Source organism: Myroides sp. (assembly GCF_032073645.1).
GTDB lineage: Bacteria > Bacteroidota > Bacteroidia > Flavobacteriales > Flavobacteriaceae > Flavobacterium > Flavobacterium odoratimimum.
In genome coordinates, this window is the sequence record NZ_DAMANB010000039.1 from 1 (window position 1) to 10,674 (window position 10,674).

Below are 10,674 nucleotides of genomic sequence, written 5' to 3' on the forward strand. Positions count from 1 at the left end.
TACCATTTCACACTATCATAATCAAATGTATCATCATCCAATTCCAGATTCGAAGGAATTGTATTTAACTTTTTCGCGTCTTTTTCTAATTCTGCTTTATAAGCTGAATACTCAGCTGTTCCAAAACAAGCTTTCTTTAATAACTCAGGTAATTGTCTGAAAGCTTTTTTACCACCGTTTAATAAGAAGTAATTAAGGTTTATTCTTCTCATATAAATATATAAACATTCATTAGAAGCGTCAATACCACTTGTTATATAATGAGATAGGTTTACAGCTCCTACGGGATCATAGTTATACATCGCTTTTTCTAACCAATACTCTAATTGTAATAGATTTGCTAGTTGAAGTTTATTGATGTTAAAATAACGTGCGTTATATCGAACAGCATGTAGAAAAAATAGTCCATCTACCCAAGATATTCGACATCCAAAGTATGGAGTATCATTAAAATGAAAGTGAGTGCCTTTACGCTCTAATCTATTACCTTGAAAAGTTTTTCGTATATCATATAACATACTAGCTATTATTGTTTCCCTAGATTTAAAACCAGGCTGATCTAAGTACTCTTCATTATTCCAAAGCCCATCAAAGGAATTATATAAAGAAGATAAATCTTCATAAGATCCCCATAGTTCAAAACCTATACCGTTTTTGGTTGATAATAGATAAAACATCTTGCTTAATTTTTAAAATAAATATTGAGTGATTCAATTGATAATTAGCTACATAAATTAAAACAAACTACATTTTTCAAATACTACATCTTTACCATTAGTAACCACTAAACAAACTTACAAAAAAAGATTGACCTACAATATGGTGGTATTAAATGGTCTGCTCAATGCCAAGAACAACCCCTAACTTCCACAATCAATCCCTTAATCTGTTTTTCAAAGACATTTACCAAAGTATCATGCAAAGGGCATGATTATAACCAAGTAAATGTCATTCTTATGAAAACAAAAACAATCAAACAAAGGCTATTCTTATTACTAGTAGTACTAAGTAGTTTACCACTACTGGCTCAAGGAAACGGAGCAGCAGGTATTACAGAAGCTACCCAGATGGTAACTTCTTATTTTGATCCAGCCACTAAACTAATCTACGCTATTGGAGCAGTGGTAGGGCTTATTGGAGGAGTAAAGGTTTACAACAAATTCTCTAGTGGTGATCCCGATACAAGCAAGACAGCAGCAAGTTGGTTTGGAGCTTGTATTTTCTTAATTGTAGCGGCTACAATTCTAAGATCATTCTTCCTTTAAAAAGATACTTATATGAAAAAGTATAGTATCAATAAAGGCATTGGAGCTAGTGTTGAGTTTAAAGGACTCAAGGCTCAGTACCTGTTTTATTTTGCAGGGGGACTATTAGGGAATCTTATTCTTGTCATGATTTTGTATATGGCAGGGGTAAACAATCTTATTTGTTTAACTCTTGGTCTTGGACTATCGGGTTATCTTGTTTATAAAGTATTTTCATCAAATAAGAAATATGGTCAGTATGGTCTTATGAAACTTCAAGCAAGAAAATATTTTCCAAGGTACATCATCTCAAGAAAAGATTTTAGAGGGTATTTAAGTAGAAACTTAAAACAAAGAAACTATGAGAAATACAGCTAAGACAAATACATTAGAGCGGATGTTTCCGATTTTGGCGGTTGAGAATAACTGTATTGTCTCAAAGCAAGGAGATATCACGGTTTGTTATAAAGTTATCTTACCTGAGATATTCACCATCTCAGATAAAGAATATGAGACTATTCACAGCGTGTGGCATAAGGCTATTAAAACATTACCTGAGTTTACTGTGATACACAAACAGGATTGGTTTGTAAAAGAAAGCTACGAGGCAGATTTTAGTGATGCAGAGCAAAGCTATCTAAGTAGAAGCTTTGAAAGGCATTTTAATGAGCGTTCTTATCTTAATCACAGCTGTTATCTCTTTATTACAAAAACTACTAAAGAACGAATCAAAAGCCAAAGTAACTTTTCATCCCTTACAAGAGGAGAGCTTATCCCTAAAGAAATAAGAGATAAAGATGCGGTTTTAAGCTTTTTAGAAGCTACTGCTCAACTTGAGAAAATAGTAAATGATAGTGGACTGATTCACTTAACTAAACTTACGGAAGAAGATATTATCGGCTCAGAGGAAAAAAGCGGGCTTTTAGAGCAGTACTTAACGCTAAGTCCTAGTAAAAGAGGAAGCCTTCAGGATATTGCTATAAGTAGTGATAAGGTTAGAATAGGAGATAACAGCCTTTCTTTACATACTCTTTCAAATACAGAAGATCTTCCAAGTGAAGTTTCGTATTTGTCACGCTATGAAAAACTATCAACTGATAAAAGCAGTATGGCTTTATCGTTTGCCTCGCCAGTAGGACTCTTACTTAATTGTAACCACATCTATAACCAGTTTTTGTTTTTAGAGGATAGTGATTACAACCTAAAGCAGTTTGAGAAGTCAGCTAAGAATATGCACTCACTTGCTAGATACAGTCGTGCCAATCAAATTAACAAGCAGTGGATTGAGGAATATCTAAATGAAGCGCATAGCAAAGGGCTTACCTCTATAAAAGCTCACTTTAATGAATGGCTTGGTCAGATAATCCAAGTGAGCTTAAACAGCTTAAAAATGACTGTGGAAGCGCAATTGCTTCCATGGAGTGCGTACCAAGACACAATACGGTTGATGCTGCGACACTTTACTGGGCAGGTATGCCAGGTAATAGCGGGGACTTTCCAAGTGAAGAGAGCTTTTATACCTTCATAGAACCTGCCTTATGCTTATTTACAGGGGAGACCAATTATCAAAACTCATTATCTCCCTTTGGAATTAAAATGGCAGATCGGCTTACTGGTAAACCAATTCATTTAGATATCTCGGATTTGCCCATGAAAAAGGGAATTATCACCAACCGCAACAAGTTTATCTTGGGACCATCGGGAAGTGGTAAGAGTTTTTTTACCAATCATATGGTAAGACAGTATTATGAGCAAGGCGCGCATGTACTGCTTGTTGATACAGGAAACTCCTACCAAGGCTTATGCGAACTGATTAAAGCAAAGACAAAAGGGAAAGATGGGCTGTATTTTACCTATACAGAAGAAAATCCAATTGCTTTTAATCCGTTTTATACCGATGATGGGGTATTTGATATCGAAAAAAGAGAGAGTATTAAAACGCTCATCTTGACGCTTTGGAAGCGTGATGACCAGCCGCCCTCACGATCGGAGGAAGTAGCACTTTCAAATGCTGTTAGTGGATACATCCAAAAACTTCAAAGCAGCGATATAAAACCAAGCTTCAATACTTTCTATGAGTATATCAAAACAGATTACAAAGCTGAGTTAGAACAAAAGCAAGTTAGAGAAAAAGACTTTGATCTCTATAACTTTTTAAATGTATTGGAGCCTTACTACAAAGGAGGAGAATACGACTATTTATTAAACTCAGAAAGTGAGCTTGATTTACTAAATAAACGCTTTATTGTCTTTGAGGTAGATTCAATCAAAGATCACAAAATTCTGTTTCCTATAGTGACTATTATCATCATGGAAGTGTTTATAAATAAGATGCGACGTCTTAAAGGTCAGCGTAAACTAATACTAATTGAGGAGGCTTGGAAAGCCATAGCCAAAGAGGGTATGGCATCGTACATTAAATATTTGTTTAAAACCGTTAGAAAGTTTTTTGGAGAAGCCATTATTGTAACTCAAGAGGTAGATGATATTATCCAATCTCCGATTGTAAAGGAGAGTATCATCAATAATTCAGATTGTAAGATCCTTCTTGATCAGCGCAAGTACATGAACAAGTTCGATGATATACAAGCTATGCTTGGTCTGACTGACAAAGAGAAAGCTCAGATACTTTCAATAAACTTAAACAATAATCCAAATCGTCTTTACAAAGAAGTTTGGATTGGTCTTGGAGGTACTCACTCAGGTGTGTATGCTACAGAGGTGAGCTATTCGGAGTATCTTGCCTATACCACTGAAGAGACTGAGAAATTGCAGGTCATGAATTTGGCTAAAGAACTCGATGGTAATGTAGAGATGGCTATAAAACGCTTAGTACAAGCAAAACAGCAAGAGTAAACAATTAATCAATTAAAATATATCACCATGAAAAGACTATTACAGGTAGTAATGGTAGCGATGCTACTAGTTCTACCAATAAAGAACTATGCCCAGTGGGTAGTTACAGACCCCACAAATTTAGCATCAGGTATTTTAAACAGTGCCAATGAAATTATACAGACTTCTTCAACGGTTAGCAATGTAGTTAAAAACTTCAAAGAAGTAGAGAAAGTCTATAAACAAGGGAAGGAGTATTACGATAAACTTCAAGCAGTAAACAATCTTGTTAAAGACGCAAGGAAGGTGCAACAAACTGTGCTTTTAGTAGGAGAAGTATCAGAACTGTATGTCAAGAACTTTGGTAAGATGCTCAATGATCCTAACTTCTCTACTCAGGAGCTAGTTGCTATAGCTAACGGATATTCAGTTCTACTTCAAGAAAGCACAGAGCTTGTCAAAGAACTCAAACAGATTGTAAGCGCTTCGAGTTTGTCTTTAAATGATAAAGAGCGTATGGATATTATCGATAGGGTTTACAAAGAGGTAAAAGACTATCACAACCTTGTTAGTTACTACACCAGAAAAAATATAGGTATTAGCATCTTAAGATCGAAGAAGAAAAATAATACCCAAAGAGTACTTGATCTCTATGGAACCTCGAATCAAAAATATTGGTAGTTATGGGAGATAGTAATTTACACGAGGTACTTCAGAATCTCTACTACGACATGATGCCACTATCAGCCCAGATGGCAGGTGTGGCTAAAAGCTTAGCAGGTCTTGGTGCTCTTTTTTACATTGGTATAAAAGTATGGCAAGCCCTGGCAAGAGCAGAACCTATAGACGCCTATCCAATGCTTAGACCATTTGCTTTGGGTATTTGTATTATGTTTTTCCCCACACTTGTTCTTGGAACTTTAAATACGGTTTTAAGTCCAGTTGTAAAAGGTACACATCAGATATTAGAAAATCAGGTAATTGATATGACTTCCTTACAACAAAAGAAAGATATTTTAGAAAGAGAGGCTATGCTACGAAATCCTGAAACAGCTTATTTAGTCTCAGACGAAGAATTTGATAAAAAGCTTGATGAGCTTGGTTGGTCTCCTTCTGATTTAGCTGCTATGACAGGAATGTATTTAGAGAAATGGCAATATGATTTTCAAAAGAATCTAAGAGATGGTTTTAGAGAAATATTAGAAATGCTCTTTCAAGCAGCCGCTCTGGTTATCGATACCATTCGGACATTCTTCTTAGTGGTACTCTCCATACTTGGTCCCATTGCCTTTGCAATCTCAATATGGAGTGGTTTTGAATCTACGCTCTTACAGTGGCTCACTCGGTATATTAGTGTATATCTCTGGCTTCCAGTAGCCGATTTATTTAGCGCAATGCTTGCTAAGATTCAGTCTTTAATTATCGAAAGAGATATGCTATTGCTTGCAGATCCGAGCTATGTACCAGATACCTCAAATACTGCTTATGTCATTTTTATGATCATTGGTATAGTAGGATATTTTACAATCCCTACAGTAACAGGATGGGTAATTCAAGCAGGTGGAGCAGGAAATTTTATGCGTAATATGAATAAGACTGTATCTACTACTGGTAATATGGCTACAGCAGGAGCAGGGGCAACAGTTGGTAATATTTCAGGACAACTTATTAAATAACTAAAAGAATAATTATGGAATTTAAATCACTTCGAAATATAGAAAATAGCTTTAAACAGATAAGACTTTACGCTATTGTATTTGCAGTTGTCTGCCTTATAGTAGTAGGATTCTCTATCTACAAAAGCTATGATTTTGCAAAAGAGCAACGAGAGAAAATCTATGTGCTTGATAAAGGTAAATCACTCATGCTTGCCCTATCTCAAGACGCAAGTATAAATAGGCCAGTGGAGGCAAGAGAGCACGTAAGGCGTTTTCACGAGCTGTTCTTTACACTTTCACCTGAAAAAGCAGCTATAGAGGGTAATATGCAACGAGCGTTTAATCTATCGGATAAAACCGCCTTTGATTATTACAAAGACCTACTTGAAAAAGGCTATTACAGTAGAGTGATCTCAGGGAATATTCAGCAACGAATTGAGGTGGATAGCATTAAAATTGACTTTAATAACTATCCTTATAAAACAATGACTTATGCCACCCAGTACATCATCCGATCAAGTAATCTAACTAAAAGGAACCTTATAACAAGTAGCCAGCTTATCTCAGCAGTACGCTCAGATAATAACCCGCAAGGGTTTATTATCGAAAAGTTCACCGTTGTAGAGAATAAAGACTTAGAAGTTGTTAAACGTTAAAAAACAAATCCTATGAATAAGTTACAACTTTTAAGATATAGTTATTCCAGTAGACTTAAGGTCTACTGGAATAACCTCTCTATAAAAAGACAGCGAGTTTTATTACTTACTGTATTTACCCTTTATGGTCTTGTTTGTTTTTTTATTGTAAAGACAAGCTTTACCTCTACAATAAAGGAGACAACAACCAATAAACAGAAGCAAAGTAATATAAAACCAGTGAAGTATTTGCTTAATAGGCAAAAGATAGAATCACACCTAACTATAAAAATAAGAAATTATGAATCAAGATCAAACATCAAATAAAACCCACCAGATAGAGAAAGTACCCAAAGAAAATAAGGTAATTCAAAACCTTATAGAAAAACACAAAAAGCACATAGTCTTTGCTTTAATGGGGATTGTGTTTTTAGGAGCTATGTACTTTTTGTTTAAGCCTGAAGAGAAAGAGCTAATCACTCACAATGATTCAGTCCCTGAGGCGACAACTAGCGCTATGCCCACAGATAAGGTAAAAGCTTATGAAAAAGAGCTGTGGGAACAGAAACAACAGGAAAATGAAAATCAAATTCACTCTTTAGCAGATTATTGGAATGAGTCTCAAGACGACTCTAATAACAGTTATAATCATAAGGATTATAGTGTAGAACCTACTTACACGCCCTACGAGCGGTCTTATCAGAACTACAAGCAAACCCAAGATGTGCTTGGTAGTTTTTACAGCAGTACTGAAAATCCTGAAACAGATAAGCTTAAAAAGCAAATAGAAGAGTTAGAGAAGCAATTAGAACAAAAAGACGCTCCAACTGCTATTACTATGGATAATCAATTAGAACTGATGGAAAAGTCTTTTCAGATGGCAGCTAAGTATTTACCAAACAGTCAAACTTCAAATGCAACATTACCTGTAAATCAAACTAGGAGCGTTAAAACAATTCCAAGTAAAAAACAGGCTATAACTGTAATAGATAAAACAAGTAAAGAGATTGTTTCTTCACTTGTAAAACCAATGAGTCTTCAGGATTTCTTACCAATTAATTCTGAAAACAATCAAACCTTTTATACTGCTGAAGGAGAGGGTAAAGCGCAAATCCACAAAAACAGTATAAGAGTAAGTATCAAAGAAGATCAGGTTATTATAAACGAAGGATACATCAAACTAAGACTCTTAGAAAGCATCATAATAAATGGAATTTTATTAGATGAAACAAGTACACTGATTGCTAAAGTAAAAGTAAACAGTGGCAGGTTAGAGCTTATTGTAAATTCTATTAAGATTGAAGAGACCATCATAGAAACAGAGCTTATCGGTTATGATAACTATGGGCAAAGAGGACTTGAGGTATTAGACCTTCAAGAAATAAGCGCCTCAAAAGAAATCATAGCCAATATGGGACAGACCACAGGCACAAGTATTTCGATGAGTAGATCTGCATCAGATCAAATTGCAGGAGACTTAACCAAAGGATTTATTCAAGGGGTATCAGGGTATTTCTCAAAGAAAGTAAAAGCCCAAAGAGTAACCTTAAAACAAGGACAAGAGCTGTTTCTTGTTCCTAAAGAATAACAATCAATAACAAAAAATCAAATCATTATGAAAACAATCATTAAATATATGCTATTGTGCTTACTAACAGTAAACACAGTAACAGCTCAAGAAAATAGTCAATCTATTAATCTATCAACTGCTGAGGTAACACCATATGAAGTTGAACTCACCCAAAACAAAACAACTCATATTTTATTTCCAAGTAGCATTGAATATGTGGATCTCGGAAGTAGTGAGATTATAGCTAGTAAAGTAGAGGCAACATCAAATGTACTCCGCTTAAAAACGATAAAAGAAGACATCACAGCTACAAACTTTACAGTTATCACAAACGATGGTAAATACTATAATTTTAATGCTACCTACAAACTAGAGCCAATACAACTAAGTTATGATTTAGCCAAGTTTGAAAAAGAGAACAATAAAAAGCAAAGCGAAGTGTTGTTTAAAGACTTAGGAAATACCACGCCAAGTTTAGCTGATCTTCTTATGAAAGCAATCATAAATAAAAACAAGAAAGAGCTAAATATCAAAAGTAAAAGTTACGAAGTAGAAGCAAGGTTAAAGAGTATTTATATCCAAGATGGTAAGCTCTACTTTCTCTTGTTTATAAACAACAAGAGTAATTTACCATATGAAGTTGACTATGTAAGTTTTAAAATCAAAGATAAAAGAACTTCAAAACGAACTACTATTCAAGAAGTAAGTTTAAAACCAATTAGAAGTCTTACTAATTCTCAAACAATCAATAGTCATAGTAAACAAGACAATGTCTTTATGTTAGATCAGTTTACGCTGTCTGATAAACAAATGCTCTTAATTGAAGTTAATGAGAAAAATGGAGTGAGAAATCAGATTTTGAAAGTGAAGAATTCGAATCTTTTAAGATCAAAAGGAGTAGATTATTTGAAAATTTAACAAATCAAAAAGTCCTTTTTTAAGGGCTTTTTTTAGTATATACAGTTTAAGAAGTATATTTTGCCTTATATTATACTTTAGATATAAAAGTTTACTATTTTAGTGCCACTTTAAGGATTGTATATCCTCAATTAAATAAAAGTTATTTCAAAAAATGTCAGAAGAACAAAAGAAAATATTAGAACAACAGCTTTGGAATATTGCCAATACGTTGAGAGGAAAGATGAATGCAGATGAATTCCGAGATTATATTCTTGGATTTATTTTCTACAAGTATTTAGCAGAAAAAATGGAAATCTATGCTAACTCTATATTACAAGAGGATAATATTGAGTTTAGTAGTATTGATGAGAATTCAGCTTTAGGAAAAGAATATATTGATGCAATTAGAGAGGAAGCTTTGGAAACCTTAGGTTACTTTTTAAAGCCTTCTGAGCTTTTTAGTGAGATAGCAAAAAGAGGAAGTGGAAGTACTAACACTTTTATCTTAGAAGACTTACAGAAAATTTTAACGAATATTCAGTTAAGTACTATGGGAACTCAAAGTGAAGAAGACTTTGATAACCTATTTGAAGATATGGATCTTAATAGTACTAAACTTGGTAAAACGGCTGAAGCACGTAATGAAATTATCGTAAAGGTTTTAGTTCACTTAGATGAAATTGATTTTAAATTAGAACATACCGAATTGGATGTTCTTGGTGATGCTTATGAGTATTTAATTGGTCAATTTGCAAGTGGTGCTGGTAAAAAAGCTGGAGAGTTTTATACTCCTCAGGAAGTTTCTAAAATTCTGGCAAAGATCGTTACTACAGGAAAGAATAGATTAAAATCTGTATATGATCCTACTTGTGGATCTGGTTCTTTATTGTTACGTGTTGCTCGTGAAGTGAAAGATGTCAATAATTTTTATGGACAAGAGATGAACCGAACAACGTATAACCTTGCAAGGATGAATATGATCTTGCATGGTGTACATTATTTAAAATTTGATATTAAACAAGAAGATACGTTAGAGCATCCTCAACATTTGAATGATATGCCTTTTGAGGCTATTGTTGCAAATCCACCTTTCTCAGCTAATTGGAGTGCTAATCCATTATTTTTAAGTGACGATCGCTTTAGTCAATATGGTAAGTTAGCTCCTGCAAGTAAAGCTGATTTCGCTTTTGTTCAGCACATGATTTATCACCTTGCTGAGAATGGTACGATGGCTATTGTTTTACCTCATGGTGTGTTATTTAGAGGAGCAGCAGAATTACATATTCGTAAGTATCTTATTGAGCAAAAAAACTACTTAGATGCAGTTATCGGGCTTCCTGCTAATATCTTTTATGGTACAAGTATCCCTACTTGTATTTTAGTGTTTAAGAAATGTAAAGAGGATCCTAATCATATTTTATTTATCGATGCAAGTAAAGACTTTGAGAAGGTAAAGAACCAAAACATGTTGCGTGAGGAACATATTGAGAAAATTGTAGATACTTATCGCAACAGGGCCGTAATCGAAAAATATAGCCATTTAGCTACTTTAGAAGAAGTTGCAGAAAATGATTATAATCTAAATATCCCCAGGTATGTTGATACTTTTGAAGAAGAAGAAGAGATCGATATACATGCTGTAATGAAGGAAATAAAGTCTTTGGAAGCTAAACGTGCTGAATTAGACAAGGAAATTGATGTTTATTTCAAAGAACTAGGGCTAGTTTTTTAATTTTTTATATCCTTAATGTTATTACTAACGAAAATTAAATGATTAAAATGACAAGTAAAAGATTAAAAGATAAGAAGGTTCCTAATTTGAGATTTCCAGG

At 34.1% G+C, this 10,674-nt stretch carries 10 protein-coding genes and 1 pseudogene; 10 read left to right on the forward strand and 1 reads right to left on the reverse strand.

The window, feature by feature from the left end; genetic code table 11:
* Positions 1-677, reverse strand: a 677-nt coding sequence (locus tag RT228_RS17595) for a DUF6904 family protein (protein ID WP_313139152.1), incomplete at its 3' end; no start/stop codon positions are given.
* A 279-nt stretch (positions 678-956) separates the two neighbouring features.
* Here RT228_RS17595 and RT228_RS17600 point away from each other — a divergent pair.
* From RT228_RS17600 to RT228_RS17645, 10 genes and pseudogenes are all read left to right on the forward strand, one after another.
* Entirely contained in the window at positions 957-1,265 is a 309-nt protein-coding gene (locus RT228_RS17600) for a DUF4134 domain-containing protein (protein ID WP_073145514.1), read from the forward strand.
* Between the two features lie 12 nt (positions 1,266-1,277).
* Positions 1,278-1,622: a DUF4133 domain-containing protein gene (locus tag RT228_RS17605; protein WP_313139155.1), complete on the forward strand. Its 345-nt coding sequence runs from the start codon at positions 1,278-1,280 to the stop codon at positions 1,620-1,622.
* Positions 1,606-4,100 (forward strand): annotated as a pseudogene (locus RT228_RS17610) (TraG family conjugative transposon ATPase). Before RT228_RS17605 ends, RT228_RS17610 begins: the two are co-directional and overlap by 17 nt.
* 51 nt (positions 4,101-4,151) lie before the next feature.
* Positions 4,152-4,760 (forward strand): DUF4141 domain-containing protein, encoded by a 609-nt coding sequence (locus RT228_RS17615; protein ID WP_409519899.1) that lies wholly within the window; start codon positions 4,152-4,154, stop codon positions 4,758-4,760.
* A 2-nt stretch (positions 4,761-4,762) separates the two neighbouring features.
* Positions 4,763-5,755: a conjugative transposon protein TraJ gene (gene traJ, locus RT228_RS17620; protein WP_313139159.1), complete on the forward strand. Its 993-nt coding sequence runs from the start codon at positions 4,763-4,765 to the stop codon at positions 5,753-5,755.
* A gap of 14 nt (positions 5,756-5,769) precedes the next feature.
* Positions 5,770-6,393: a conjugative transposon protein TraK gene (gene traK, locus RT228_RS17625; protein ID WP_286433464.1), complete on the forward strand. Its 624-nt coding sequence runs from the start codon at positions 5,770-5,772 to the stop codon at positions 6,391-6,393.
* A 12-nt stretch (positions 6,394-6,405) separates the two neighbouring features.
* Positions 6,406-6,699: a hypothetical protein gene (locus tag RT228_RS17630; RefSeq protein ID WP_286433466.1), complete on the forward strand. Its 294-nt coding sequence runs from the start codon at positions 6,406-6,408 to the stop codon at positions 6,697-6,699.
* On the forward strand, positions 6,674-7,960 hold the full coding sequence (gene traM / locus RT228_RS17635) for a conjugative transposon protein TraM (protein ID WP_286433468.1): 1,287 nt from the start codon (positions 6,674-6,676) through the stop codon (positions 7,958-7,960). The genes RT228_RS17630 and traM overlap by 26 nt, the downstream gene beginning before the upstream one ends.
* 27 nt (positions 7,961-7,987) lie before the next feature.
* A complete protein-coding gene (gene traN, locus RT228_RS17640) occupies positions 7,988-8,860 on the forward strand; it encodes a conjugative transposon protein TraN (protein WP_286433470.1) in 873 nt (290 codons plus the stop codon).
* A gap of 154 nt (positions 8,861-9,014) precedes the next feature.
* The gene (locus RT228_RS17645) at positions 9,015-10,574 is read left to right on the forward strand and encodes a type I restriction-modification system subunit M (RefSeq protein WP_286433472.1); all 1,560 of its coding nucleotides are present in this window, start codon (positions 9,015-9,017) and stop codon (positions 10,572-10,574) included.
* The last annotated feature ends 100 nt before the right edge of the window (positions 10,575-10,674 follow it).

Bases quoted from the DNA above. Each gene is read 5' to 3' on its own strand.
- RT228_RS17600 (WP_073145514.1), top strand. From the start codon at position 957: ATGAAAACAAAAACAATCAAACAAAGGCTATTCTTATTACTAGTAGTA.
- RT228_RS17605 (WP_313139155.1), top strand. From the start codon at position 1,278: ATGAAAAAGTATAGTATCAATAAAGGCATTGGAGCTAGTGTTGAGTTT.
- RT228_RS17615 (WP_409519899.1), top strand. From the start codon at position 4,152: ATGGTAGCGATGCTACTAGTTCTACCAATAAAGAACTATGCCCAGTGG.
- traJ (WP_313139159.1), top strand. From the start codon at position 4,763: ATGGGAGATAGTAATTTACACGAGGTACTTCAGAATCTCTACTACGAC.
- traK (WP_286433464.1), top strand. From the start codon at position 5,770: ATGGAATTTAAATCACTTCGAAATATAGAAAATAGCTTTAAACAGATA.
- RT228_RS17630 (WP_286433466.1), top strand. From the start codon at position 6,406: ATGAATAAGTTACAACTTTTAAGATATAGTTATTCCAGTAGACTTAAG.
- traM (WP_286433468.1), top strand. From the start codon at position 6,674: ATGAATCAAGATCAAACATCAAATAAAACCCACCAGATAGAGAAAGTA.
- traN (WP_286433470.1), top strand. From the start codon at position 7,988: ATGAAAACAATCATTAAATATATGCTATTGTGCTTACTAACAGTAAAC.
- RT228_RS17645 (WP_286433472.1), top strand. From the start codon at position 9,015: ATGTCAGAAGAACAAAAGAAAATATTAGAACAACAGCTTTGGAATATT.